Origin of the sequence: Streptomyces griseoloalbus (genome assembly GCA_014650015.1) — a bacterium.
Lineage (GTDB): Bacteria > Actinomycetota > Actinomycetes > Streptomycetales > Streptomycetaceae > Streptomyces > Streptomyces griseoloalbus.
Genome location: BMUD01000018.1, coordinates 119235 through 143978, shown reverse-complemented (window position 1 = coordinate 143978; position 24744 = coordinate 119235). Strand labels below are relative to the sequence as shown.

Annotated in this window: 23 protein-coding genes; 7 read left to right on the top strand and 16 right to left on the bottom strand. The window is 74.6% G+C overall.

Annotation, left to right across the window (positions count from 1 at the left end; genetic code table 11):
• The first annotated feature begins 201 nt into the window (after positions 1 to 201).
• The 3 genes from rpmF to IE178_RS25580 are packed head-to-tail and all read left to right on the top strand — an operon-like array spanning position 202 to position 2032.
• Positions 202 to 372: a 50S ribosomal protein L32 gene (gene rpmF, locus IE178_RS25590; protein WP_193513922.1), complete on the top strand. Its 171-nt coding sequence runs from the start codon at positions 202 to 204 to the stop codon at positions 370 to 372.
• Positions 373 to 377: 5 nt separating this feature from the next.
• The gene (locus IE178_RS25585) at positions 378 to 1547 is read left to right on the top strand and encodes a GTP-binding protein (protein ID WP_193513921.1); all 1170 of its coding nucleotides are present in this window, start codon (positions 378 to 380) and stop codon (positions 1545 to 1547) included.
• A 44-nt stretch (positions 1548 to 1591) separates the two neighbouring features.
• Positions 1592 to 2032: a Fur family transcriptional regulator gene (locus IE178_RS25580; RefSeq protein WP_184762492.1), complete on the top strand. Its 441-nt coding sequence runs from the start codon at positions 1592 to 1594 to the stop codon at positions 2030 to 2032.
• On the opposite strand, the gene IE178_RS25575 is transcribed toward IE178_RS25580, so the two are convergent.
• Positions 2014 to 2316: a hypothetical protein gene (locus IE178_RS25575; protein ID WP_193513920.1), complete on the bottom strand. Its 303-nt coding sequence runs from the start codon at positions 2314 to 2316 to the stop codon at positions 2014 to 2016. The two genes, IE178_RS25580 and IE178_RS25575, sit on opposite strands and share 19 nt — an antisense overlap.
• A 211-nt stretch (positions 2317 to 2527) precedes the next feature.
• On the opposite strand from IE178_RS25575, the gene IE178_RS25570 reads away from it, so the two are divergent.
• Positions 2528 to 3088, top strand: coding sequence for a GNAT family N-acetyltransferase (locus IE178_RS25570; protein ID WP_193513919.1), 561 nt, complete (start codon positions 2528 to 2530; stop codon positions 3086 to 3088).
• A gap of 21 nt (positions 3089 to 3109) precedes the next feature.
• Here the strand turns inward: IE178_RS25570 and IE178_RS25565 are convergent, their stop codons facing one another.
• From IE178_RS25565 to IE178_RS25500, 15 genes are all read right to left on the bottom strand, one after another.
• On the bottom strand, positions 3110 to 3889 hold the full coding sequence (locus IE178_RS25565; RefSeq protein WP_193513918.1) for a class I SAM-dependent methyltransferase: 780 nt from the start codon (positions 3887 to 3889) through the stop codon (positions 3110 to 3112).
• A gap of 84 nt (positions 3890 to 3973) precedes the next feature.
• Positions 3974 to 5194 carry an aminotransferase class V-fold PLP-dependent enzyme gene (locus IE178_RS25560; protein WP_193513917.1) on the bottom strand — a complete coding sequence of 407 codons (1221 nt, stop codon included), beginning with the start codon at positions 5192 to 5194 and terminating at the stop codon, positions 3974 to 3976.
• Positions 5191 to 6525: a pyridoxal-phosphate dependent enzyme gene (locus tag IE178_RS25555; RefSeq protein ID WP_193513916.1), complete on the bottom strand. Its 1335-nt coding sequence runs from the start codon at positions 6523 to 6525 to the stop codon at positions 5191 to 5193. Before IE178_RS25555 ends, IE178_RS25560 begins: the two co-directional genes overlap by 4 nt.
• Complete coding sequence (locus IE178_RS25550; protein WP_318280238.1) at positions 6522 to 8021, bottom strand: Y4yA family PLP-dependent enzyme; 1500 nt, start codon at positions 8019 to 8021, stop codon at positions 6522 to 6524. Before IE178_RS25550 ends, IE178_RS25555 begins: the two co-directional genes overlap by 4 nt.
• 109 nt (positions 8022 to 8130) lie before the next feature.
• A complete protein-coding gene (locus tag IE178_RS25545; RefSeq protein ID WP_193513915.1) occupies positions 8131 to 9894 on the bottom strand; it encodes an ABC transporter ATP-binding protein in 1764 nt (587 codons plus the stop codon).
• Entirely contained in the window at positions 9891 to 11630 is a 1740-nt protein-coding gene (locus IE178_RS25540) for an ABC transporter ATP-binding protein/permease (protein ID WP_193513914.1), read from the bottom strand. The genes IE178_RS25545 and IE178_RS25540 overlap by 4 nt, the downstream gene beginning before the upstream one ends.
• Entirely contained in the window at positions 11627 to 12994 is a 1368-nt protein-coding gene (locus IE178_RS36220) for a nitroreductase family protein (protein WP_318280237.1), read from the bottom strand. The genes IE178_RS25540 and IE178_RS36220 overlap by 4 nt, the downstream gene beginning before the upstream one ends.
• Before the next feature lie 11 nt (positions 12995 to 13005).
• Complete coding sequence (locus tag IE178_RS25530; RefSeq protein ID WP_193513913.1) at positions 13006 to 14385, bottom strand: YcaO-like family protein; 1380 nt, start codon at positions 14383 to 14385, stop codon at positions 13006 to 13008.
• Complete coding sequence (locus IE178_RS25525) at positions 14382 to 15863, bottom strand: CocE/NonD family hydrolase (protein WP_193513912.1); 1482 nt, start codon at positions 15861 to 15863, stop codon at positions 14382 to 14384. Before IE178_RS25525 ends, IE178_RS25530 begins: the two co-directional genes overlap by 4 nt.
• On the bottom strand, positions 15860 to 16732 hold the full coding sequence (locus IE178_RS25520) for a hypothetical protein (RefSeq protein WP_193513911.1): 873 nt from the start codon (positions 16730 to 16732) through the stop codon (positions 15860 to 15862). The genes IE178_RS25525 and IE178_RS25520 overlap by 4 nt, the downstream gene beginning before the upstream one ends.
• A 91-nt stretch (positions 16733 to 16823) precedes the next feature.
• Positions 16824 to 16937, bottom strand: a complete 114-nt coding sequence (gene amiA / locus IE178_RS36215) for a streptamidine family RiPP (protein ID WP_241270818.1) — start codon at positions 16935 to 16937, stop codon at positions 16824 to 16826.
• 58 nt (positions 16938 to 16995) lie between these two features.
• On the bottom strand, positions 16996 to 17817 hold the full coding sequence (locus IE178_RS25515; protein ID WP_193513910.1) for an ABC transporter ATP-binding protein: 822 nt from the start codon (positions 17815 to 17817) through the stop codon (positions 16996 to 16998).
• Positions 17818 to 17837: 20 nt separating this feature from the next.
• Positions 17838 to 18845: a FecCD family ABC transporter permease gene (locus IE178_RS25510; RefSeq protein ID WP_193513909.1), complete on the bottom strand. Its 1008-nt coding sequence runs from the start codon at positions 18843 to 18845 to the stop codon at positions 17838 to 17840.
• Complete coding sequence (locus IE178_RS25505) at positions 18842 to 19957, bottom strand: FecCD family ABC transporter permease (protein WP_193513947.1); 1116 nt, start codon at positions 19955 to 19957, stop codon at positions 18842 to 18844. Before IE178_RS25505 ends, IE178_RS25510 begins: the two co-directional genes overlap by 4 nt.
• A gap of 89 nt (positions 19958 to 20046) precedes the next feature.
• Positions 20047 to 21027, bottom strand: coding sequence for an ABC transporter substrate-binding protein (locus IE178_RS25500; RefSeq protein ID WP_193513908.1), 981 nt, complete (start codon positions 21025 to 21027; stop codon positions 20047 to 20049).
• 94 nt (positions 21028 to 21121) lie between these two features.
• Here IE178_RS25500 and IE178_RS25495 point away from each other — a divergent pair, with 94 nt between their 5' ends.
• The 3 genes from IE178_RS25495 to IE178_RS25485 all read left to right on the top strand — a co-directional run bounded on the left by IE178_RS25495 (position 21122) and on the right by IE178_RS25485 (position 24731).
• Positions 21122 to 22321 (top strand): hypothetical protein, encoded by a 1200-nt coding sequence (locus tag IE178_RS25495; protein WP_193513907.1) that lies wholly within the window; start codon positions 21122 to 21124, stop codon positions 22319 to 22321.
• Positions 22322 to 22497: 176 nt separating this feature from the next.
• The gene (polX, locus tag IE178_RS25490) at positions 22498 to 24273 is read left to right on the top strand and encodes a DNA polymerase/3'-5' exonuclease PolX (protein ID WP_193513906.1); all 1776 of its coding nucleotides are present in this window, start codon (positions 22498 to 22500) and stop codon (positions 24271 to 24273) included.
• A gap of 26 nt (positions 24274 to 24299) precedes the next feature.
• Entirely contained in the window at positions 24300 to 24731 is a 432-nt protein-coding gene (locus IE178_RS25485; RefSeq protein WP_184762485.1) for a DUF2267 domain-containing protein, read from the top strand.
• Positions 24732 to 24744 lie beyond the last annotated feature (13 nt).

Genomic DNA, 24744 nt, shown 5'->3' with positions numbered 1-24744 from the left:
ATCCGGCCACGACCGGCGCGCCACGCCACGCCCCCGCGACCTCCCGGCTACCGCAAATGAAAACCGTTGTCTTATGCTGGCCGGACGGACGCGAGGCCCGCACCCGCGCGGCACCTCGGCCGCGCTCCCGTACGGGCTCCCCGGCCTCACCGGCCGTACGCCCCGCTACGACCGTTCCCCCCTTCCCGGAAGGAAGCCGCCATGGCCGTACCCAAGCGCAAGATGTCCCGCAGCAACACCCGCCACCGCCGCGCGCAGTGGAAGGCGAGCACGCCGAACCTGGTCCCCGTCACCGTGGGCGGCGTCACCTACCGCGTCCCGCAGCACCTCGTGCGCGCCTACCAGCGCGGCCTGCTGCGCCCCGAGGGCTGACGCGGATGCCCTCCCGACGGCTGCCCGTCACCGTACTGTCGGGCTTCCTGGGCGCCGGCAAGACCACGCTGCTCAACCACGTCCTCTCCAACCGCGAGGGGCTGCGCGTGGCGGTGATCGTCAACGACATGAGCGAGGTCAACATCGACGCCGCCCTGGTGCGCGGGGGCGAGGCCGCCCTCTCCCGCACCGAGGAGCGCCTGGTGGAGATGACCAACGGCTGCATCTGCTGCACGCTGCGGGACGATCTGCTGGAGGAGGTCGAACGCCTGGCCCTGGAGGGCCGGTTCGACTACCTGCTCATCGAGTCCAGCGGCATCTCCGAGCCCATGCCGGTCGCCGCGACGTTCGCCTTCGCCCGCGACGACGGCGCCGTCCTGGGGGACGTGGCCCGCCTGGACACCATGGTCACCGTCGTCGACGCCGCCAACTTCCTCACCGAGCTGGGCACCGGCGACGACCTCGCCGAGCGCGGTCTGGCGCCCTACGAGGACGACGAGCGGACCGTCAGCGACCTGCTGGTCGACCAGGTCGAGTTCGCCGACGTGCTGGTGCTCAACAAGCTGGACCTGGTCGGCGAAGCCGACGCGGACCGGCTGCGCGGGGTGCTCACCCGGCTCAACCCGACGGCCCGTCTGATTCCCGCCGTACGGGGACGGGTGGAGGCCCGCGCCGTCCTGGAGACCGGACGGTTCGACCTGGAGCGCGCGCAGCAGGCGCCGGGCTGGGTGCGGGAGCTGAACGGCGACCACGTCCCGGAGACCGAGGAGTACGGCATCTCCTCGCTGGTGTTCCGCTCCCCCGCCGCCTTCCATCCCGGACGGCTGTGGGACTTCGTCACCGGGGAGCTGGACAGTGGGCGGCACGGACGGGTGCTGCGCTCCAAGGGGTTCTTCACCCTGGCCGGGCGGGCGGGCGTGACGGGCCTGTGGTCGCAGGCCGGTTCCGTCGGCCGGTTCGAGCCGTCCGGCGTGCGGGACGCCGACGCGCCGCACGCGCAGGAGATCGTGTTCATCGGGGTCGGGCTGCGCGAGGCGGACCTGCGCGAGTCACTGTCCCGCTGTCTGATGGCCGAGGGCGAGCCGGTCCCGGCCGACGATCCCTTCCCCGCCTGGGACACCGGTGAGGTCTGCGACCTCGAACACGACCACCGCAGTCCGGCGACGGTCTCCTGAGCGGTGTCGTCATGGCGATCCCCGGGGCGACAGGAAGCACACTCATGCACGAGAGGACCCGGGCCGAGTGGCGGGCAACCCGGCAGCGGGCCGCCGTCCTGCGGGCCCTGCACGCCTGTGACACCTTCGTCTCGGCCCAGGCCCTGCACGCCGCGCTGACGGCGGACGGTGTGACGGTGGGGCTGACCACCGTCTACCGCACCCTCCGCCTGTTGGAGGCGAGCGGCCACGTCGACGTGGTGCGCGACAGTGACGGTGAACGCCTGTACCGGCCCAGGCCGGACGACGGTCACCGTCACTACGTCGTCTGCCGGGAGTGCGGCCTCAGCCTGGCGGTCGACTCGGAAGAGGTCGAACGGTGGGTGGCGAGGATCGCACGCGACATCGGGTTCCACGCGGTGGACCACACCGTCGAGCTGACGGGTGTGTGCGCCCGGTGCCGCCCCGCGAGCGGGGGCCGGCGGGATCAGTGGTCGTCCCAGTGATCCTCGTGGGCGGCGTGCCGGTGGCCGTCATGGACGTAGTCGACGTGGTCGCCGTGCGGGACGGCGACGTGCCCGCAGCCCTCCTGGTGGCGGTGGCCGTGACCCTCGTGCGGGGCGTGGCGGTCGCTGGTGCACTCGTCCACGTGACCGTCGTGGGAGCGGTGGATGTGGCCGTCGTGGACGTAGTCGACGTGGTCGCCGTGCGGGACGGCGACGTGCCCGCAGCCTTCGTGGTGCCGGTGGTCGTGGCCCTCGTGGGTGCGGTGCTCGGTGGCGGACGTCATGACGTACTCCCGGTGCCGTTCGGACGGGCGACCGCCCGTCGTCGACGGCCACTGCCGCGTTACCGGTTCACCGTAGAACGGCGCCCCTCCCCGCGCACGCGGAGCGAGGACCTGGGGTTTCCCGGGCGACCCCCACCCCTGACGTTCCTCCCGCGCACGCGGCGCGAGGTCCGCGCGGACCGGGCCGCCACGCGGGTGACAAGCTGCCGGTGTGACCACGCATGAGACTGTGCACGCGCCCGCCCTCACCCAGATCAGCCGGACCGAGGACGCCACCCCCACCGTCAGGCGGGAGCTGACCGGCTGCTGGGCGGCCGTCATCAACGCCGGCGGTGCCGTCGTCCCGATGGACTGCCCGCTGCCCCCGGTGACCCCGTCGACGCTCGAGCCGGCGATGGAACGGATCGCCGCGCAACTGTCCCCGCAGCGCCTCAGACTGCTGATGGCGACGGTGGGCGGCTCGCTCGCGGGCTGGATGCTGTTGCGCCGGGAGCAGCACCCGCTCGTGGCGCACTGCGGTGTGGTGAACCACGTGCAGACCCATGTCCGTTTCCGGGGTCTGGGCGTCGGTACCGCGCTGATGCGGCATGCGGCGCAGGTCGCGCGTGAGGAGATGGGCCTGGAGCGGCTGCAGCTCACCGCGCGGGACGGTCTGGGCCTGGACCGCTTCTATCGCAAGGCCGGCTGGTCCGAGGTCGGCCGGTGGCCGGGCGCGCTGCGGGTGGCGCCCGGTGACGACCGGGACGAGATCCTCATGAGCCTGGAGCTGTGAGGGCGGCCGTACCCCCGGCGCTCACGTGTCGGCGTCGTCCTTGACCGCCACCAGTACGGCGCTGTCGCCGAACTGCCAGACGGGCGTGACATGCCGGAAGCCCGCCTGCCGCAGCAGCGCGGCATGGCGGCCCGTGGTCAGGTCCTCGTCGCCCGCGCCTCCCCCGAGGCCCGCGAGGCGCTGCTCGCGTTCCGCGAACAGGTCGGCGAGTTCGGGGTCCCGGGCCGCCGCGGTCCACCAGGACTGCCAGTCCTCGTGGGCGTGGCCGCCCGTCCGTTCGGCGCGGCGGCGGCCCACGTACGCGGTGAGGTCCGCGCACGGCGCCTCGTCCGGCGGGAAGTGGTCGCCGTTGACCAGGACGCCGCCGGGGCGCAGCAGGGCCGCGAGACGGCGGTAGGTGTCCAGCAGCACGGGCTCGGGGAGGTAGTGCAGGGCCGTCGTGGAGACGGCGGCGTCCAACGGGCGTTCCAGCCCGAGGGCGTCGGTCCAGCCGTTCTCGCCGATCACCGCGTCGACATAGCGTGCGCTGTCGGAGTGGTGGGTGCGGCCCAGCTCCAGCAGCAGCGGGTCCATGTCGACGGCGACGATCTCCGCCTGCGGCAGCCGGTCGGCGAGCCGGGCGGACAGGGATCCGGGTCCGCAGCCGAGGTCGAGCAGGAGCGGCCGGGCGCGGCCGACCGTGGCGTGCTCGACGACATCCGTGATCACCGTGAACCGCTCCTCGCGGTCCACCGCGTACCGCTGCTGCTGCAGTTCCCAGCGCTCCACCCACGCTTTGGCCGTATCCATGCTCACGCCCATCGCTCGCGCACCTCCACCGTCTGCCGTGCCCGTCTTTCCCGGTCACCTCCGAATCTACAGGTGGAAACGGTTATCAGTTGCCTCTCAGGCCAGTGACTCGAGTACGCTCAGCAACCGGTCGACCTCCTCCACCGTGTTGTACACGTGCAGACTGACCCGCACCGATCCGTCCTTCTCACCCCTCCCGGCCTGGCAGAGGTTGTCGGCGCGCACCATGAAGCCGTGGCTGTAGAGGATGAACCCCAGGTCGTCGGAGGGGATGTCGCGGTGCCGGAACGTGACGATGCCGTGCCGGCGCTGGGCCGCGGGCAGCGCGGAGCCGGCGGCCAGACTGACCTGACACCCGAGGATCTCGTACGGGTCGAGGTGGCGCAGCCGGTCGGTCAGCCGGCCGGTGAGGCCGGCGGTCCAGCGCGCTATCCGGTCCGGTCCGGCCGCCTCCAGCCAGTCCAGCGCGGCCCGCAGCGACACGATGCCCGCCGTGTTGGGCGTCCCCTGCCAGCCGCCCGGACGGAACACCGGCCCGCGCGCGTTGCGCGCCCACACCGCCCCGGTTCCCGGCAGCGCCATCGCCTTGTGCCCGGAGAACACCACGAAGTCGACGTCCAGCTCGCCCACGTCGACGGGCAGATGGCCGACGCTCTGGGCGGCGTCCAGGCAGATCGGCACGTCCGGGCCGACCGCCGCGCGGATGCGGTGCACGTTCATGTCGCCGCCGTAGACGTGGTGGACGTGCGTGGCGGCCACGAACCGGGTGCGCGGGCCGACGATCCCGTCGAGGACGCGGTGGTCGTAGTCGCCGGAGACCTCCTGGTACGGCAGCGCCCGCACGCGGACGTCGACCCCCCGCTCGGCCAGCAGCCTCTGGGCTTCGAGCCAGGGGTCGAGATTGGCCCGGTGGTCGGCGTGCGGCACCAGGATCTCGTCGCCGTCGGTGAGGTACGGGACCAGCCAGTCGCGGGCGACGCCGCGCAGGCCCTCGGTGGTGCCGCTGGTGAAGTGGACGCCGGAGCGGTCCGGTGCGGGATCGTGCAGGAATTCCTTGACCCGTTGCCGGGTCTGCGCCACCAGTTCCGTGGTGCGGTTGGCCCAGGGGTACGTTCCCCGGCCCGCGTTGGCGTTCGACGTGGTGAGGTAGGTCTGTACGGCGTCCAGAACGGCGCGCGGCTTCTGCGACGTCGCCGCGCTGTCGAGGTACGCCGACTCCGGGTGCGCCGTGACGATCGGGAACTGCTCCCTCAACTCCCGCTGCCACAGCGCCTCCTCGTCGTGCCCCGTCCCGGGGAGCGGGCCCGCCGCGCTCATTCGCGCACCAGCGGCGCGCCCGCGTCCCGCCAGGCGACGATCCCGCCGGCCAGGCTGCGCACGTCGGGATGGCCCATCCGGGTCAGCAGGGCGGCGTAGCGCAGGGACTTCTCACCGACGGGGCAGGCCAGCAGCACCGGTGTGCGCTTGCTGAACGGGAGGCCGCCGCGCACCAGTTCGTCGAACACCTCGTCGACGATGTTGACCGAGCCCTCGATGTGCAGGGCGGCGTAGGCGTGCGGGCTGCGCAGGTCGACGACGAGCGGGCGGGGATCGCCCTCCGCGGTCCAGCGGCGGGCGTCGGCGACGGCGATGGCACGGGCCTCCGCCTGCGCCTCGGCGTCGGTGAGGGACGCCGCGGTGTGTCCCCGGTTCACCTGGCCCAGCAGCTCGGGGCGGCGCCTGCGCACGTAGCTGAGGTAGCTCTCGGCCCGGTCGCACACGATGAACACGGCCGTGCGGCGCTCCCCCGTGCCGTCCAACTCGGCGTCCGCGTCCTGGAGATGGCGTACCGCGCCCTGGTAGGCGGCGCCTCCGGTCGGTCCCGACAGCAGTCCGCAGCGGCGGATCAGGGTGACCATCCCGTCGATGGCCTCCCCGGAGGTCACCGACTCGATGGTGTCGTACGTCCCCGGGTCGAACAGGCCGACCTGGTGGACCTCGTCGATGGTGCGGATGCCGGGGATGAAGTCGGACTTGTGGGCGACCAGGCCGAGGACCCGGACGGCCGGGTCGTGTTCGCGCAGGACGCGCGCGACACCGGTGGACGAACCGGCCGTGCCCACGCAGGCGATGAACCAGTCCGGTACCCGGCCGTCCAGGTCCTTCACTATCTCGGGCCCGGTGCCCGCCGCGTGCGCCTCGGTGTTGCGCGGGTTGAAGTACTGGTCGGTGTGCAGGTAGGTGCTGTCCGGATCGGAGAGCGCCCGGTGGAAGTGGGTCAGCGGGTCGTCCGTGTCGGTCGGGTCCAGGCACTCGCTGCGCCCGGGCAGTTCCTCGATCTCGGCGCCGAGGAGCAGCAGCAACTCCTTGATCTCCGGGACCCGCATCCGGTTGGTGACGCTTCTGAACTTCAGTCCGTGCATGCCGGCCAGCAGCGCCAGCGCCTTGGCGGTGTTGCCGCTGGAGAGCTCGACGACCGTCCCTTCGCCATCGGCGCCCTCCAGATGGGGCCGGGCCATGTGCCAGGCGGGCCGGTCCTTGACGGACCCGAACGGGTTGAGCATCTCCAGCTTCGCGTAGAGGTCGATGTTGCGCAGGCCGTGCACGGCCGGGTCGATGCGCACCAGCGGTGTGTTGCCGATGGCCTCGGTGATGCTGTCGTACCTCATGCGGTCGTTCCCCCCGGGGGTGTGATCGGCCAGTAGTCCTCGTCCGGGCACCAGCGCCAGGAATCGCCCTCCCGCTCCACCGCGACCGTCCGCGCGAGCGGCTGCCGCTGGGCGTGGTGGGCGTGGAAGTCCATCGCGTACCCGGAGGTGTTGGCGAAGGCCAGCAGATCGCCCGTGCGCGGCAGCCGGGGCAGGTGGACCAGGCGTCGGGTGATCAGGTCGGCCTCCAGGCACAGGTTTCCGGCGAGATAGACCCCGACCGGTCCCTCCTGCTCCTCGTCCCCGCCCGGCTCGCCGCGCGGCAGCAGCACCGGGTCCATGAGGACACCGTGTTCCTCCAGGCTCATGTCCCCCGCGTTCATGCCGAGGCGCACCAGGTACTGGCCCAGGTCCTCGCCCGCCGGCCGTACGTCCAGCACCCGGGCCAGTGACAGACCGCTCTGATCGACCAGGGCACGGCCGGGCTCGATGTACAGGTCGTGGAGGTGCTCCAGCAGGAGGGTGGCCGCCGGGCGGCCCAGGACCGGGGCGGGCAACGAGAGCAGTTCGTCCAGGTAGCCGGGGCCGGCGGTGGGGCGGTGGGCGGGGTACAGCGCGGCGGTCCCGCGCACCGTGCCGCCCTCGTTGCGCAGTCCGTAGCCGTGACCGCGCCAGGTCAGGGGCGGGCGGACGCCGAGCACCGCCTCGCTCAGCGCGGTGGTCCAGCGTTCCCACTCCTCGGCGTCGGCGAGGTATCCGACGCCGAACCCGCCGCCGATGTCGACGGCACGCGGCGCGAGTCCGCGCGCCCGGCACTCGTCCATGAACAGCACGCACTGCTCCAGGGCCCGTGCCTTCTCCTCCACACCGGTGGTGTCCAGGTGGTAGGCGACGCCCGTCAACTCGACCGCGTCCGCGTGCCGTTCGAGGGCGGACAGCAGTACCTCCGCCTCGCGCACGGGGGTGCCGAAGCGGCTGCGCCGCGCCAGCAGCCGGGTCCCCGTTCCCCCCTGAGCGGTGGACTCGAAGCCGGACAGGCGCACCAGTACGGCGACCCGGCCGAGACCGTGCCCGCGCACCAGGCCGGCCAACTGCTCCAGCTCGCCGGGCGAGTCGAGGTTCACCGTCGCCCCCACCCGCGCCGCCAGCCACAGGAACTCCGCGTCCTTGGGACCGGTCGCCATGATCCGGTCTCCGGTGAAGCCGCTGCCCAGCGCATGCCGCAGTTCCTCCAGCGAGGCCACGTCGATGCCGACGGCGGCACCGTCCTCGGCCGCCAGTCGCCGCACCAGGGCGCTGGACCGGTTCGCCTTGTGCGCGAAGTACACCCGCCCCGACAGGTGGTGGCGGCGGTAGACGGCGCGGAAACGCTCCGCGTTCTCGGCGACGACCTCGGGGAGCAGCACGTTGAGCGGCGACCCCAGTGCGTCGACGAGCGAGTGCAGAAACGTTTGGGCCCTCAGCAGCGAGGCGAGCGGCGGATCGATCCGCGGCCTCAGATACAAGGGCACGTCCACATGTGACCCCTCCCGTGTCGTCCGACCGTCGATCCGACGATCGTTCGGGGGTAGTCGTTTCCATCTACACCCGTCGCTAAGCCTCACCAGGGCCTATGCGGTGCGGAGTTCACTGTTCGTGAGGGGCGGTGGCGAGTACGCGGTTGAGCGCGCTGCCGGGGCGGCCGGTCAGTTCCTCCCAGGTGCCCTCCTCGGTGACGCGGCCGGCTTCGAGGACGGCGATGCGGTCGGCTCGGCGGATGGTGGCGCGGCGGTGCGCGATGACGAGGGTGGTGCGCCCCTCCTCGTCCAGTGCCGCGGCGAGCCGGGCGTCGCCGGCGTTGTCCAGGTGGGCGGTGGACTCGTCGAGCACGAGCACCCTCGGCCGGGCCAGGAGCGCGCGGGCGAGGGCGATGCGGGCCCGCTGACCGCCCGACAGGGTGGAGCCGCGCTCGCCGACCGGTGTGTCCATCGGGGCGATCCGGTCGACACCGCACAGGCGGGCCGTCTCGGCGAGCAGACCGTCGTCCGCGTCGGGGGCGGCGAGCCTGAGGTTCTCGGCGAGGGTGCCGTGGAAGAGGGGCGTGTCCTGGCCCACCAGCGCGAGGGCACCCCGGAGTTCGGCGTCGCTCACCTCGCGCACGTCGACGGGGTCGCCGTCGGCAGGGAGCAGCTCGACCGCTCCTGCGGACGGGTCCCAGAAGCGGGCCAGCAGGTGGGCGCAGGTCGACTTGCCGGCCCCCGAGGCGCCGACCAGTGCGAGGGTCCGCCCCGCGGGGACGGTCAGCTCGACGCCGTCCAGCACGGGTCCGTTGCCGTAGTCGAAGCGCACCCCGCGCAACCGGACACCCAGCGGGCCGGGGGGCAGGGGGCGGGGTGCGGCGGGCGGCGGGGCGAGGGCGGGGGCCTTGACGGCCGCGTCGACCCTGGCGGCGGCCGCGCGCAGGGCCACGGCCTGGCTCAGCGACCTGGCCGACTCGGCGACCGGGCCGAGGACCGACAGGGCGAGCGCCATCGCCGCCGGAGCCCAAGCGCCGTGCAGGCGTCCGGCGGTCAGGGACTGCGCCGCCGCGGCCACCACGCCGAGCACGGCGGCCACGATCAGCAGGTCGCGGACCGCGGAGGCGACCGCCTCCCAGGTGGCCTCGGCCCGCTGTGCCGCGCCCACCTGCCGGCCCCGCTCGGCCAGCCGCCGGCGCCGTTCGGCCAGGGCGCCGAAGGCGAGCAGTTCACGCAGCCCGTCGACGGTCTCCACGGTGTCCGCCGAGAGCCTCGCGGCGGCCGTCCGGGTGCGGCTGCCGCGCGCCGCGCGGGGGCGGGCGTCGGCGAAGGGCGCCGCGGCGAGCAGCACCGCGACCGGCAGCACGGCCGCCAGCAGCCACGGCTCCACCGTGGCCAGGACCACGGAGCCGCCGGTGAGGACCGTGCCCGCCGCCAGCAGTTGGGCGGTGGTGTGGGCGTAGAAGAACTCCAGCGCCTCCACGTCCGCCATGGCCGTGGCGGCGAGGTCCCCGCTGCGCCGGCCGGCGACCCGGGCGGGCGCGCTGCGGGCGAGGCCGTCGAAGACCCGTACGCGCAGGGCGGCGAGGACCCGGTAGGCCAGGTCGTGCGAGAGGTCCATCTCGCGCCAGGTCATCAGGGCGCGCACCACGACGAGGGCGACGAGCGCGGTGACGGTGGCGGCGGAGGGGGCGCGGTTCTCGATGACGGCGGTGCCCACCGTGTGCGCGGCGAGCGTCACCAGCGCGACGAGAACCCCCTGTTCCAGGAGTGCGGCGGCGCAGGTGCGGGCCGTCATGGCGCGGTGCCCGGCGAGTGCGGGCAGCAGGGCGCGCAGGGAGCCCCGCGCGGGCAGGCCGGCCTCGGGGCCGGTGGTGTCGGCGGTGCCGGTCATGCGGCGAGTCCTCCCGGGTGGGTGTGGCCGGCCTCGACGAGCCGCGCGTAGACGCCTCCGGCCTCGACCAGTGCGGCGTGGTCGCCGACGGCGTCGACCCGTCCGGCGTCGAGGACGACGATGCGGTCGGCGTGCCGGACGGCGGCGAGCCGGTGGGCGACGACCAGGACGGTCCGGCCGCCGGCGGCCTTGAGCAGTTCGCGGACGATCCCGGCCTCGCGGCGTTCGTCGACCGCGCTGGTCGCCTCGTCGAGGACGAGCACGGGTGTGTCCGCGAGCAGGGCCCGCGCGAGGGCGAGCCGCTGGCGCTGCCCGCCGGAGAGGGTGGCGCCGCGCTCGCCGACCACGGTGGCGTAGCCGTCGGGCAGGGCGGCGATCTCGTCGTGGATGCCGGCGGTGCGGGCCGCGCGGACCAGTTCGTCGTCCGTCGCGTCCGGGCGGGCCAGGCGCAGGTTGTCGGCGACGGTGGCGTGGAAGAGGTACGTCTCCTGCGACACGACGGCGATGCCCTGCCGCAGCGAGTCGAGGGCGTACGCGGTCGTGGGGCGGCCGTCGAGGGTGATGCCGCCCTCCCGCGGGTCGTGGTGGCGCAGCAGCAGGGCGAGCAGTGTGGACTTGCCCGCGCCGGACGGGCCGACGATCGCGGTGGTGCGTCCCGCCTCGGCGGTGAAGGTGACGCCGTGCAGCGCGGGTGTCCCCGCCCCGTCGTAGGTGAACGCCACGTCCTGGAACCGTATTTCGGGCGGTCCCGCCCAGTGTGCCGGAGCGGTGGCGGTGTCCGGGACGGCGGGCTCGGCGGTGCGCAGCGCGGCGATCCCGTCCGCGGCCGACACCCCCAGGTATCCGGCGTGCCACTCGCGGGCCAGGTCGCGGACCGGGCGGAAGCACTCGGAGGCCAGCAGCAGCACCAGGTAGGTGCCGGTCGCGGTGGTGGATCCGGTGACGGCCGACCAGCACGCGAGGAGCGCGGCGGCCGCGGTGCCGCCCTGGATGGCCAGGTCGGTGAGGCCGGTGTCGACCAGGGACACCCGCAGTTTGGCGACGGTCGCCCGGTGCAGCGCCGCCGAGCGCCGCTCCAGGCGTTCGCGGGTGCGGCCGACCGCGCCGGCGGCCCGCAGGGCGGGCATGCCCTGAAGCGCCTCCAGGTAGTCGGCGCCCAGTCCTTCGTAGGTGTCCCAGTGTTCCTTGCCGCGTTCGGCGAGGAGCCGGTCCCAGGCGCGCGGTCCGGCGAGGGCGAGCAGCAGGGCGGGGACCAGGCCGAGCAGGGCGGCCGGTTCCACCGCGGCCAGTGCGGCCAGCACCAGGGGCGGCACGGTCAGGGTGATCAGGAGCTGGGGCAGGTAGCGGGAGACGTAGGCGTCGACGCCCTCCACACCGTCGACGAGGGTGGTGCGTACGGCTCCGGCGCGGGCGGTGGTCAGGTGGGCGGGACCCAGTCGGCCGAGGTGGGCGACGAGTTCGTCCCGCAGGGCGACCCTGACCCGGGCTCCGGCGCGGGTGGCGGTGCGCCGCTGCCAGGTGGTGAGCGCGGCGCGGGCGGCGACGACGGCGAGCACGGCGGCGAGCAGCCACGGCAGCCCGCCGGTGTCGCCGCGGGCCAGACGGGCGAGGGCGAGGGCCAGCAGCGCGGCCTGCACGAGGTGGGTGAGGGTGCCGGCCCCTTGCAGGAGGGTGGCCGTGAGCAGGGGGCGCCGGGCGTGCCGGGCGGCGCGGCGCAGTTCGGGGTGGACGATCACGTGGTGTTCTCCTCGTCGGCGGGGCGGGTGCCGAGGGCCAGTCCGTGGACGATCCAGTCCCGGCCCGGTGGGGCGCCGAGCGCGGCGCCGAGGTCCGCCCGCTGCCAGGAGCCGACGGGCCGGGCGGCGAGTCCGTGGCGGCGGGCGGTGAGGTGGGCCAGGTGGACGGCGAAGCCGGCCCGCAGGTGGGTACGGCGGATGAGCGGCGCGCCGGCGTCCGCCGGGCAGCCGTGGGCGAGCAGGACGGCGCCCGCGTCCGCGATCCACGCCTGGCCGGCGGCCCAGGCCGCGAGCGTCGGGCGGGCCTCGCCGGACGCCCGCCGCCGCGGTGACGTGCCGTCACCGGCCGGCTCGACCAGCCCCGGCCGCGGTCCCCCGACGGCGGCACACCAGCCCACCTCCCCGGCCCCCGCCCACGCGGCCACGGCGAGCACCGCCGACAACGCCCGCGGCGTGGGGGTCCCGGTCAGCGGCGGGGGGTCACTGCGGCGGGACAGCAGCTCGGGGGGCGTGGGTGGTGGGAAGGACGGGAGGAGGTCCGCGAGCGAGGGCGGTCGGACGGACACGGAGGGGCCGGGGGGCGGGAGCGGCTCGGCGGACGCAGCAGCACCGACCGGCGAGGGCAACCCGGCAGACACACCAGCACCGATCGGCGCGCGTGCTCCGGCAGACGGAGACGGACCGACCGTCGAGGGCAATCCCGCAGACACAGAAGAACCGGCGGGCGCGCATGCTCCGCCAGGCGCAGCGGAACCGACGGTCAAGGGTGCTTCAGCAGACGCGGAATGACCGCTCGGCGGGGGAATGTGCACCGCGGCGAGCGGGCTGTCGGTGCGGCCGTTCAGTCGGGGCTCCGTGGCGGTCGCGCCCAGTGCGTGGGCCGCGAGGTAGAGGGCTCCGGCGGCGTGTCCGGTGTCCAGGAGCAGCAGCGGCCAGGCCCGGTGGGCGTAGTGGGAGACCGTGCGGCGCGCGGTGACGGAGAGTTCGGCGGTCACGCCCGGCGGCGTGCCGTCGGGTTGCCGGCCGAGGCGGTGGACGCGGTGGCGCAGCGGGTCGTAGCCGTAGCGTCCCGGCGGTAGCGAGCAGCCGGTGCCCACGACGAGTTCGGTGTCGACCGGGTGGAGCGCGCCTGCGGACGAGGCGGGCCGCAGGCGTCCGGAGTCGTCCGAGGCCGCCAGGGAGAGGCGCAGCAGCGCGCCCAGGTCGAGCTCCCCCGGGCCGGCCTGGGGGACCGGGAGCGGCGGGCCCGGCCAGGCCCGGACGGCGGGCCCGGCGGGTGTGTCGGGGCCCGGCCGCTCGGCGGAGCGGGCGCGGGCGAGTGCGGCGACGAGGTCCACCGGACGGTCGTCGCGGGTATGTTCCACGGGAGCGGACCTCACATGTGGGGCGGGGGCGCGAGGGTGAAGTCCTCCGGTGCGCTCGGCGCGGTCGTGCGCCAGCCCCGTCGCAGGGCGGTCTCGGCGAGCCGCGGGCAGCCGAAGTAGCCGAAGGCGGCGGGGGCGTTGGGGAGGAGCCCGGAGACGAGGACGCGGGCGACGCGCAGTGCCGTCTCGGCCACGTCCTCGGTGGTGAGGTCGAACGTCATGACGCGGTGGCCGCCCTCGCGGAGCGCGCGGTCGAGCCGGTCCCGGCTGCCGGGTTCGACCGCGTCGAGGGGCACCGTGCCGAGGGCGGGCTCGGTGAAGCGCCGCGCCTCGGCGGCCATCCGCTCGTCCAGCCAGACCTGGACGTGGGCGCCGAGGTCACGGACGTGCTCGAACTGCGGGCCGCACACGTCGAGGTAGCGGTGGTCGGGGCGGTGGTCGAGGTAGAGGCCGCGGGCGAGCAGGCCGGCCTCCACGGCCTGGAACACCCAGCCGTCGGGGCCGGTCAGGCCCTGGGTGAAGACCCAGGTGTGGACGGCTTCCAGCACGGCCTTGCGGGCGGCCTCCGCCGGGTCGTACTTGCAGGCGAACCCGGCGGCGTACAGGCCGAGCCGCGGATCGTGCACGAGGGCGGCCATGCAGGGGGCGAACTCCGAGGGCATCTCGACCAGATGGACGTCGAGCGCGGATCCTGCGAGGTCGTCGGCGAGGCCGGGCACGGTGTCCGGGTCGATGCCCCGGGCCGGGCCGTCGAGGTGCCACCACAGTTCCAGCGCGTCGCGTTCGACGATCTCCAGCAGGCAGCGTTCGACGGCGTCGTCGAGGCCCTGCCCGGTGGCGATGCCGGCGTAGTTGAGGTGGTGGGTGCGGGGCAGTGAACGCAGGTCGCCCTGGCGCCAGTTGAGGTGGGTGAGGGCGACGGGCGCCCACACCGCGGCGGTGCCGCCGTCCGGCAGCCGCTCCTCGCCGCGCGTCCACAGGGCGGGGGTGTCGGGGGTGAGGGGCCGGTACGGGAACTTCTCCCGGGCGTACTGCCAGGGCGCGTAGGCGGGCAGGTCGCCGGGGCCGTACAACCGCAGGCCCTGGTCGGACAGTTCGGCGGCGGTGGCGCGCAGCGGGGCGTCGGGGTGGCCGGGGGGCGGGACGCGGTTGCCGCAGTACCGTTCGATTCCCTCGGCTATCGCGGCGATGCGCGCCCCTTCGGGGTCGCCGAAGGTGGTGCCGAGGGAGACCCGGTCGGCGGGCCACAGGCCGAGTCTGCGGGCGTCGGATATCTCGGCGGTGAGCGCGGTGTAGCGGGGCGGGGCACCGGCGGGGTGCTCGACGGGCTTGACCTTGCGGACGATGCCGCAGACGGGATCGACCAGGGCTTCCAGCGGCAGCGCCGTCATCGCAGGATCTCCTCGGCGGGCTCGGTGGGGGTGGGACGGGTGGGGAGCACGTGCAGCGTGAGCGCCACGCTCTCGGGGTCGACCTCGCGTGGCGAGGGGAGCAGGCGGTCCGCCGTGACCGGGTCGGCCCCGGTGTGGGGGTTGCGGGCGTGGGCCGGGAAGTGGTGTCCGGCGATCTCCAGGCGGAGCCGGGTGCCCGCCCGCAGCCGGCGCGCGAGCCGGCCGAGCTCCACGGTGAACCCGGTTTCCCGGCCGGCCGGGTCCGCGCGCCGGACGACGCCTACGGCGAGCCGTCGCGCCGCCCCTTCCGGGGTGAGGGCGACGAGCCGTACGGCCCAGTCGGCGGACGGGGTGCCGGCGGTGGCCCGCAGCCGTACCCGTACGGGTCCGAGCGCGTCGAGCGGGCGGGGCAGCGGCGGGGTGGCCAGCAGGCACCGGTCGGGCGGCCCCCCGGTGGGGACGGTGAGGTCGTCGGAGCGGACCGGACGGTCGGGGTCGGCGGTGAAGGCGGCGCCGTGCAGCAACCGGACCCGCAGGGTGCGCGGTCGGCCCTCGGTGGCGGCGGGCACCCACAGGTTGCCTCCGCCCAGCGCCAGCGCGCCGTGGCGCCCGGGGGCGAGTTCGCCGCCGAGGGCGCGACGGGTCCAGCGCACGTACAGGTCGCCGAGTGCCACCCGGTGGGCGGGTCCGGCGTCGGGCCCGGGCGCGCCGGCCAGGCCGTGGCCCCAAGGGCCCAGCAGCAGTCGCGCCGAGGGCCCGCCCCAGGCGCGCCACAGCGCGACGGTGTCCTCGGTGAAGTGGTCGTGGTGGCCGCCCACCGCGAGCAGCGGTACGGCGGCGTGCGCCGCCCGCGTGGTGAGGCGGCCGCGGTCGTGGTGCCGCCACAGGCCCGCCCAGGAGGGCAGGTCCCGGCCCAGTCGTCGCGGGAGGGCGGTGAGCGGCAGGTGGGTGAGCAGCCCGGGGTCGGCGGCGAGGGCCTTGTCCAGGGCGCTCTCGTCCGAGTCCGGCCGGTCGCCGTGGGCGGCCCACCAGCCGGCGCGGGTCAGCAGCCGTTCCACGCCGGAGGGTTCGCGGGCCGTCTCGGCGGCGCCCAGTGCCGGAACGGCGGCGATGACGGCGTCGGGCCGGGCGTCGCCGGGCGCTTCGAGGGCCAGCACGACGGCGCAGTGGGCGGCGTAGGAGGCGCCGGCGGCGACCAGCCGTCCGTCGCTCCAGGGCTGCCGCCGGATCCAGCGGGCCGTGGCCGCTCCGTCGGCGGCCTCGTTCCGGTAGGGGTGCCACTCCCCCGGTGACGCGAAGCGGCCCCGCACGTCCTGGACGACGGCGGCGAAGCCGCGGCGGGCCCAGCCGCGCGCCTCGGCCCGGTGGCGTGTGCGGTCGTACGGGGTGCGGATCAGGACGGTGGGGAAGGGCCCGTCGCCGTCCGGGAGATGGGTGTCCGTGGCGAGCCCGCCGACCGTCGCGGTGGGCGGTGTCATCCGTTCTTCTTCGGCATCGGGGCGGCGCCGGGCACCGGGAGGGCGTTGGGCATCGGGGCGACGTCGGGCACCGGCAGGACGGGGTGCTCGGTGACGGTGAGCGTGCGCAGGTCGACGCGGCGCAGCCGGCGCCGGGCGGGGAGGCCGCCGGTGTCGGGGGCGTCGGTGGCCCACCGGTGGAGGTCGTCGGCGAGCAACGCGGCGAGCAGTCCGGCGGCGGGCCCGTTGAGCCCGCCCGGCGTGCCGGAGGTGCGGGGTCCGCTCCAGTAGGCGGCCAGTTCGCGGTGGGCGGGGGTGGCGGCGAGGCGCCGGGCGCGGACGTGGACGGAGGTGACGTCCCCGGGAGCGGCGGCCAGCGGCTCCAGGTACGCCTGCCTTCCCTCGCGGTGGCAGCGCAGCCAGGCGACGCCGTGCCCGGGCAGCCGGTCGGCGGCGTCCCACAGTCCGCCGGGGACGGGTCCGTCGAGGCACCACACCACGGCTGCGGGGTCGTCGCGCAGCAGGTCCTCCAGGTGTTCCGGCGGCGCGGCGGGGGTGTGCGGCGCGGCGCCCAGGGCGGTCAGCTGTGCGGCGAGCGGCCGGGTCAGGACCGGGTCGCCGAGGAGCCGTACGGACCGGCGGGCGGCGGGCCACTCGGAGTGCCGCGGCTCCTCCGTCAGGTAGCCGGCCTCCCCGAACGCCCGCAGGACGCGCCGGAGTTCACCGTCGTCCGGGGCCGGTGCGGTGCCGGAGAGCACGGCGAGCAGGGTGTCCTGGTCGGCGCCCCCCGTCCTGACGCCGAGGAACTCGCCCTCGGCGGTCCGCAGGGCGAGACCCCGCCCGGGCACGGCGACGACCTCGACACCGGGTGCGAGCCTGCTGCGGGACACGGCGATCCTCCTGGCGAGTGGGGCGGGTGAGGGGTGTGGGCCCGCCCGGAAGGCAGGGGGCGGGCCCACGGTCGAGGGGGTGAGCCCTCGCTTACTCCTCGGTGTCCTCGAACGGGTTCTCGACGAGGGCGTTGGAGTGGGAGGCCGAGTCGTGGGCCAGCTGGCCCGGGTCGGCGATGGGCGCGAAGACCTGCTCGTTGTCCATGAACTCTCCTTTGTCATCAGGGAGATACGGCGTTCGGATGAGCGCCATGACAGGAACCCTAATGAATCTGATTTTCATATTCAAGATCGGGGAGGGGGTGATCTGGGTAACACACCGGCCAGCCGCCCTCGGGGTCCCGGCCGACCCGGCCCGCCACCCTGAGGACATCCGCCAGCAACCCCGGCGTGACGACGTCCTTCGGCGTACCGTCGGCCACCACGCGGCCGTCGCGCAGGGCCACGACGCGTTCGGCGAACCGGGCCGCGTGGGCCAGGTCGTGCAGCACCATCACCACGGTGAGCCCGCGTTCCTCCCGCAGCCGCACCACCGTCTGCAGCACGTCGAGCTGGTGGTGCAGGTCCAGGTAGGTGGTCGGCTCGTCCAGCAGCAGGACGCCGGTGTCCTGGGCCAGCGCCATGGCCAGCCGCACCCGCTGCCGCTCACCCCCGGACAGCGCGTCGACGTCCCGGTCGGCCCACGCCTCCACCCCGACGTCGCGCAGCGCCCGGTGCACGACGGGGTCGTCGCCCTCGCGCAGCATGCCCAGCGGGCCGCGCGCCGCGTACCGCCCCTGGCGCACCAGATGACGTACCGTCATACCCGGCACGGCGGGCGCGGATTGGTGCAGCAGCGCCACCCTGCGGGCCGTGGCGCGCCGGGAGAGCCGCGCGACGTCGTCCCCGCCGAGCAGCACCCGCCCCGCGTCCGGCCGCAGCAGCCCGGCGGCCAGCCGCAACAGGGTCGACTTGCCGCAGCCGTTGAGGCCGATGAGCGCGGTCAGTTCCCCCGGCCACACGGTCAGGTCGACCCCACGCAGCACGGGTCGTGCGGGGTAGCCGAAGTGGACCCCCTCGACGTGGATCCCCACGGACTCGGTCATGCTCTGTCCTTAAGTCGACTTCAGAACGAACGGCTCGGCGTGCGGCGCACGACGACCAGCAGCAGGGCGGCACCGAGGCCGGCAGTGAGCGCGCCGACCGGCAGCGTGAGCCGTCCGGAGTCCAGCCCCGCGGCGAGCAGCCGCGAGGACAGCTGCGCCGCCGCGTCCGCCCCGCAGACCACGACCGCGCCCACCAGGGCCGCGCCGGGCAGGCTCACCCGCAGGTCCGCACCGAACAGGGCCACGGCCAGGTGCGGGACGAGCAGTCCCACGAAGCCCAGCGCCCCGACGGCGGCCACCGCACCGGCGGTGAGCGCCACCGCGCACAGCAGGGCGAGGGTGCGGGCCCGCCGGGCGGCGAGGCCCGCGGTGAGCGCGATGTCGTCGCCGCAGCGCAGCAGGGTCAGCGGCCCGGCCAGCAGCCAGGCCGCGGCACCCCAGACCAGCGCCCACGGCCACAGCAGGTGCCAGTGCTCCCACACCCGGCCCTCCGTGGTGCCGACCAGCCACTGGACGACGCTGCCCAGTTCGCCCGGTTCCACGAGCAGCACCATGGCGGTGAGCCCGCCCAGCACCGCAGAGACCAGGACACCCTGGACGGCGGTCTGCGCCGGGTCGCCCCGGCCGCGCCCGGCGAGCAGCCACAGCAGGGCCGCTCCCGCGCATCCGCCGGCGCACGCGGCGAGCACCACGGCCAGCGGCGAGTCCCACCCGGCGAGTCCGAGTGCCGTCGCGGTGACGGCGCCGAGCACCGCGCCCGGGGTCACGCCGGTCACCTCGGGACCGGCGAGGGGGTTGCGCAGCGCGGACTGCAGGACCAGCCCGGCGACGGCGAGGCACGCTCCCGCGCCGAGCGCCACCAGCAGCCTGGGCACCCGCAGGTTCAGCAGGATGTGACGCTCCGTCGTGTCACCGCCGCCGCCCAGGACCTCCCAGACCGTGCCCGGGGACATTCCTCGCCCCGCCACCAGTTCGACCGCCGCGCACACGACGGCCAGTGCCGTGAGCGCCCCGAAACGCCGGCTCACCGCGCGTCCTCCGTTGCCGTCGGCCCAGGGGCGGGACGGGCCCCGACGGGGCCGTCACTCCCGGACTGCTCTTCACGTGCGTCCTGCGGCGCCCCCGCGCCGGCGGGGACGGCCCGTACACCCGGCGCCGGCGTGTGCCCGGCGGTGGACCCCGCCGTGGCGCGCCGGGCCCGGGTGCGGCCGCCGGACCGCATCAGGGCGACCCCGGCGGGCACCCCCAGCAGGGCCGTCCAGGCGCCCACCGGTGTCTCCACGGGCGCCAGCGCCAGCCGGGCCGGCACATCGGCGACGGTGACGACGACGGCGCCCCACACGGCGGACCAGCACAGCCAACGCACCGCCCCCGCGCCGGGGTTGAACCAGCGGGCCAGGTGCGGGGCGAGGAAGCCCACCCAGGCGACGGGCCCGCACACGGCCGTCACCGGGGCGATCAGCACCACGGCGATGGCCAGCGCGGCCAGCCGTGCCCGCTGGGCGCGCACCCCCAGCGCCTCGGCGTCCTCGTCGCCGAGCCGCATCACCGACAGCACCGGGGCGCACACCACCAGGGCGGGGGCCGCGACGAGCAGCCACGGCCACAGGCCGGTCACGTCGTCCCAGGTCCGGGCGGAGAGGGAGCCGAGCAGATAGCGGTAGATCAGCTGGAGGTCGAGCTGGTCGGCCATCACCATCAGCACGAGCAGCGCGGCCTGCAGCGCGGCGGCGACCGCCGCGCCGGTCAGCAGCACGGCGGACGGGCTGCGGCCGAGCCCGGCGGCGAGCAGGGTGAGCCCGCCGCCGAGGGCGGCCCCCCCGATGGCCAGCAGGGGTTGCACGGCGGCCGGCAGGGACAGCGCGAGGACCAGCGGCGCGGCCACCCCGAGCGCCGCCCCTGAGGAGACGCCCAGCATCTCCGGGACCGCCAGCGGATTGCGCAGGGCCTCCTGCAGCACGAGTCCGGCGGCGCCCAGGCAGGCGCCGGCGACGATCGCCAGCACCAGCCGGGGGACGCGCAGTTCGGTGACGACGATGCCGGCGAGCGTGGTGTCCCCCTCCAGCACCGCGCCGACGAGCCGGTGCGGCGGTACGTCGGGGGTGCCGAGGCTCAGGGCGCAGACCGAGGAGACCGCCAACAGGACGACCGCCAGGAGCGGTTGCGCTGCCGGTGCGCGGAGTGCGGGCCGCCGTGAGCGCACCGCGGCCGGGCCCGGTTCGGGCGCGCTCACCGCAGCGCGGCCGCGGCCTCGTCGAGGACGATGCCCAGCGACCGGGTGCCGCGGCCCTTGGCCCACACCTCCGAGTTCACCTCGTGGACGTCGCCGTTGCGCACGGCCGGGATCTTGCTCCAGAGGGGGTTCTTCGCCAGCTTCTCCGAGAGCTTGCCGTCCGCGTCGCCGAAGCTCATGGTCTCGACGAACAGGACGTCGACGTCGGCGGCGAGGATCTCCTCCAGGCTGTAACTGCCCTCCACGCCACGGGACTTCCAGGGGTAGTCGGTGAACTTCGGGAACAGGCTGGCGGTCGCGTCGGCCTCGGGGGTGGCGACGCCGAAGTTCTCGTCACTGCCGTAGATGATGAGCGCGGTCTTGTCGCTCGGGGTCTTCTCGGCCGCGGCGAGCGTGGTCCGGAATGCCTTCTCGGCCTTCTCCCCCTCGTCGGTGCGGCCGGTGAGCGCGGCGACGTCGCGCAGATAGCCCACGCTGTCCTCCCACGTCTCGGGCTGCATGGCCCAGAAGGTGGTGGCGTCCTTCAGCGCCGGGGCGAGCTTGCCGTGGGTGTCCCCCAGACCGATCACGAGGTCGGGCTTGTGGGAGAGGATCGCCTCCACCTCCGGCGCGATGAACCCGCCGGGGATGACGTCCACCTCCTTCGCCTTCCGCTCCCCCAGGAAGTCGGGGTGTGCGAGCAGGGCGCTGTTCGTGGCCGTCGGGACGATGCCCAGCTCGGTCAGGATGTCGTCGCAGAGCGCGAACAGGCAGACGATGCGCTCCGGCTGCTTCTTCAGGGAGACCTTGGTGCCGCCCGTGTCGGTCAGCTCCGTGGTGGCCTCGATGGGCTCGACGGTGACCTCGGTCTTCGCGGTGGGCCGGGCCTTGTCGCTCGTGGATCCGTCGTCGGACGACGTACCGCAGCCGGCCAGGAGCGAACCCACGGCCGCCGCGGTGATGCAACCGCGGACGAGCCGCGACGGTGAACGCAGCATCGATGCCCTCGCTTCTCTCTTCTCGGAAACCCGGAACGCACCGAAGATACATGATAATCGTTTTCACAAACCGGTTTTCTGGAGGAACGGACCCATGCCCGATGCCGCTTGCGTGCTGCTCGCCTCCGACCACGTGGAGGGATACGTCCATGTGCTGACGGTGCCGGACGGCACGGTCACCGCCCGTCTCACCGGCCGTCACCTCTCCGAGCACGCCGGGTTCCTGGCGCTGCCCGGCGGGCGGGTGGCCTGTGTCGACGACCGCCGGGGTGAGCTGCTGGTGCTCGATCCCTTCGGTGACGAGCTCGTGGAACGCGCGGTCCCGGTCGCCGTACCGGCCGAACACCTCGCCTGCGACCCGTCCGGCCGTCTGCTGGCCGTCACCACCGGCCTGGGCCGCAACACCGAGCCGTGGTCGGACCTGTTGACGGTCGTCGACCTGGCCACGGGAGAGGCGGCCCGGGTGCGCACCCGCGTCGGCGAACCGGGGGTGACGGTGCTCGGCGGTGACGATCCGCTGGTCGTGCTGCGGCACCGGGAGCCCGGCGCGCTCGCCGTCCACCGCTTCGCCGATCTCCTCGCGGCAGCGCCCGGCTGCCCCCCGGTCACTCCTCACGCCGTGCTGCCGCTGCCGGACGACGGGCACGGGGACGCGCAGGCTCCCGCCTCGCGGGAGGTGTTCGCGGCCACGGGCGAGGGGGTGCACCGGGCCCGGCGCGACGGCGACGGACTCGTCGCCGGGACGGTGATCCCCTGGGGGTCGTCCGCCCGGGGCTGGTACCTGCGCCTCGACACCCGCCGGCAGGCCCTGTGGAGCACGCTGCGCGGTGGCGCCCCCGATCCGCTGCGGTGGCCGGAGTGGACCAACCAGGCGTGGCGCCACGACCTGGCGACGGGCCGCACCCGGCCCACCGAACTCGGCCCCGGTCTGGTGTTCCGGCTGGCCCTCGCCCGGGACCACACCGCCTTCACCCGCATCCACCCCGACGGCGACGAACTGGTCCTGCTCGGCACCGACGACACCGTCCGCCGCGTCCCCCTGCCCGCCATGGACGGCGCCCCGCGGCGCGGCGGCACCCCGTGGGAGGGGGTCCAGCGCCGCGCGGTGGCCGCCTCGCCGGACTCCGACTGGGTCGCCGTCACCCGCGGCGGCCACGGCGAGGTGCACCTCGTCCACGCCGGAACCGGCGAGGAGGCGGCCCGCCTGCGGCCGGGCACGCCGCTCCACCACGGCGGCCACCTGGTGCTGCGCACACTCGACGACGGCGCCGACGGGGATCCGGTGGGCCGGTGACGGGGCCGACGTCCGCCGTGGGCCGGTGACAGGACACACGGCTGCCACTGGCCGCGAAGCCCCCACCGTGGGCCGGTGAGCGGGCCGCCCGGCCGACTGTGGCCCCCGGTGGGAGGGGGCCGCAGCCGAGCCCGCCCGGAAGGAATGAACCGCGCGGGTCTGTTCACCCGGACGGCATGGTTCGGTCCAACGACGAGGTCGCCGCACTGCTCGCCGAGTACGCGGACCTGATCTCGATCACCGGCGGAGAGGCGTACCGGGCGCGCGTCTACGAGAAGGCCGCCCGCGCCATCGGCGGCCACCACGCCGACGTCGCCACGCTCGACGTCAAGGGACTGCGGGAGATCCCCGGGGTCGGCAAGTCGATCGCCGAGAAGGTCACGGAGTACTTCCGCAGCGGCAGCGTGTCGGCGGTGGAGGAGCTGCGCGCGAGGATCCCCGCCGGTGTGCGCCGGCTGACGGCCATCCCCACCCTCGGCCCCAAGAAGGCCCACGCCCTGTACGAGGAGCTCGGCATCTCATCGGTCGACGAGCTGGTGGACGCCGTTCACGCGGAGAAGCTGAGGGACCTGAAGGGCTTCGGACCCCGGACGGAGGAGAAGATCCTGCGCGGCGTCGAACTCCTGCGGTCGGCCGGTGACCGTGTGCTGCTGGACGTGGCCATGGAGCTCGCCGAGGACCTGGTGGGCCGGCTGTCCGAGGTGCCCGGCTGCCGGCGCTGCGCGTACGCCGGGTCGCTGCGCCGCGTCCGGGAGACGATCGGGGACATCGACGTCCTCGTCGCGGCCCGGAGGTCGGCTCCGCTGATGCGTGCGTTCACCGAGCTGCCCTACGTCACCGAGGTCGTCGCGCAGGGGACGGCCAAGACCTCGGTCCGCACCGACCGCGGCCTCGCCGTCGACCTGCGGGTCGTCTCGCCGGATGCGTGGGGTGCGGCGTTGCAGTACTTCACCGGCTCGAAGGCGCACAACATCCGCACCCGGGAGCTGGCCGTACGCCAGGGGTTCAAGCTGTCCGAGTACGGGCTGTTCGACGCCGAAAGCGGGGAAAAGATCGTCTCGGAGACCGAGGAGGAGGTGTACGCCCGGCTGGGCCTGCCCTGGATCCCGCCGACGCTGCGCGAGGACCGCGGGGAGATCGAGGCGGGGCTGGGCGGTGACCTGCCCGAACTTCTCCAGGAGGCGGACCTGCGGGGCGACCTGCACACGCACACCGACCTGACCGACGGCCTCGCCCCCCTGGAGAACATGGTGGCCGCGGCCGCCGAGCGCGGCTACGCCTACTACGCGGTGACCGACCACGCCCCGAACCTGTCCATGCAGCGGATGACCGACGAGCGGATGCTCGCCCAGCGGGAGCAGGTGCGGAAGCTGGACGGTGCGTACGGCAGGCGCGGCGGGCGCGGTGGAATGCGGCTGCTGCACGGCACGGAACTGAACATCGATCCCGACGGCGAGGTGGACTGGCCGCCGGAGTTCCTGGCCGGGTTCGACCTGTGCGTGGCCTCCGTGCACTCGCACTTCGACCAGACCCGCGAGCAGCTGACCCGTCGGATCGTGCGGGCCTGCGAGAACCCGTTCGTCAACATCATCGGCCACCCCACCGCCCGCATCATCGGCAGGCGGCCGGGCATCGACGCCGACCTCGACGAGGTGTTCGCGGCGTGCGCGCGGACCGGTACCGCGCTGGAGATCAACTCCCACCCGGACCGGCTCGATCTCCGGGACGAGGACATCCTGCGGGCCAGGCGGCACGGGGTGAGGTTCGCCGTCGACAGCGACGCGCACTCCGTGGTGCACCTGTCCCACGTCCGCTACGGCGTGGGGACGGCGCAGCGCGGCTGGCTCACCCGGAACGACGTGATCAACACCTGGCCGGAGGCCCGGCTGCGGCGCTTCCTCCGCGAAGGGCGGAAGGAGCGGACACGACGCGGTACCGACGCACACCCGTAAGAGCCCGAACAAGGAAAGGAAAGACCATGCCCGCCACTCGCCCACCCGACTTCGAGCACGCCATCCACACCACGAACATCTGGCTCAAAGCGGTATCGGAGGCTCTGGGAACGGACGACCGCCACCTCGCCCACCGGGTCCTGCGCGCCTGGCTGCACACGTTTCGCGACCGGCTCACCGTCGACGTGGCCGCCCACTTCGCGGCGCAGCTTCCCGAACTGCTGCGGGGCGTCTACTACGACGGCTGGAGCCCCAGCGCCGTACCGATCAAGTACGACCGTGACGGCTATGTGAACCGTTTCGTCCAGGAAGCCAGGGTCAAGGCCGAGGACGTGCCCCAGATCGCCTCCGCCGTCACCGCCGTCGTACGGGCACACTTCTCCCCCGGGACCCTGGAGTCGGCACTGGAGCAACTGCCGCACGACATCCGCGGGCTGCTCCTCCAGCCGGCCGCCTGACCACCGGACGGCA

What these genes read in the sequence shown, in the direction of transcription:
- rpmF (WP_193513922.1), top strand. Translation starts at nt 202, where the DNA reads ATGGCCGTACCCAAGCGCAAGATGTCCCGCAGCAACACCCGCCACCGC.
- IE178_RS25585 (WP_193513921.1), top strand. Translation starts at nt 378, where the DNA reads ATGCCCTCCCGACGGCTGCCCGTCACCGTACTGTCGGGCTTCCTGGGC.
- IE178_RS25580 (WP_184762492.1), top strand. Translation starts at nt 1,592, where the DNA reads ATGCACGAGAGGACCCGGGCCGAGTGGCGGGCAACCCGGCAGCGGGCC.
- IE178_RS25575 (WP_193513920.1), bottom strand. Translation starts at nt 2,316, where the DNA reads ATGACGTCCGCCACCGAGCACCGCACCCACGAGGGCCACGACCACCGG.
- IE178_RS25565 (WP_193513918.1), bottom strand. Translation starts at nt 3,889, where the DNA reads ATGGGCGTGAGCATGGATACGGCCAAAGCGTGGGTGGAGCGCTGGGAA.
- IE178_RS25560 (WP_193513917.1), bottom strand. Translation starts at nt 5,194, where the DNA reads ATGAGCGCGGCGGGCCCGCTCCCCGGGACGGGGCACGACGAGGAGGCG.
- IE178_RS25555 (WP_193513916.1), bottom strand. Translation starts at nt 6,525, where the DNA reads ATGAGGTACGACAGCATCACCGAGGCCATCGGCAACACACCGCTGGTG.
- IE178_RS25545 (WP_193513915.1), bottom strand. Translation starts at nt 9,894, where the DNA reads ATGACCGGCACCGCCGACACCACCGGCCCCGAGGCCGGCCTGCCCGCG.
- IE178_RS25530 (WP_193513913.1), bottom strand. Translation starts at nt 14,385, where the DNA reads ATGACGGCGCTGCCGCTGGAAGCCCTGGTCGATCCCGTCTGCGGCATC.
- IE178_RS25525 (WP_193513912.1), bottom strand. Translation starts at nt 15,863, where the DNA reads ATGACACCGCCCACCGCGACGGTCGGCGGGCTCGCCACGGACACCCAT.
- amiA (WP_241270818.1), bottom strand. Translation starts at nt 16,937, where the DNA reads ATGGACAACGAGCAGGTCTTCGCGCCCATCGCCGACCCGGGCCAGCTG.
- IE178_RS25515 (WP_193513910.1), bottom strand. Translation starts at nt 17,817, where the DNA reads ATGACCGAGTCCGTGGGGATCCACGTCGAGGGGGTCCACTTCGGCTAC.
- IE178_RS25500 (WP_193513908.1), bottom strand. Translation starts at nt 21,027, where the DNA reads ATGCTGCGTTCACCGTCGCGGCTCGTCCGCGGTTGCATCACCGCGGCG.
- IE178_RS25495 (WP_193513907.1), top strand. Translation starts at nt 21,122, where the DNA reads ATGCCCGATGCCGCTTGCGTGCTGCTCGCCTCCGACCACGTGGAGGGA.
- polX (WP_193513906.1), top strand. Translation starts at nt 22,498, where the DNA reads ATGGTTCGGTCCAACGACGAGGTCGCCGCACTGCTCGCCGAGTACGCG.
- IE178_RS25485 (WP_184762485.1), top strand. Translation starts at nt 24,300, where the DNA reads ATGCCCGCCACTCGCCCACCCGACTTCGAGCACGCCATCCACACCACG.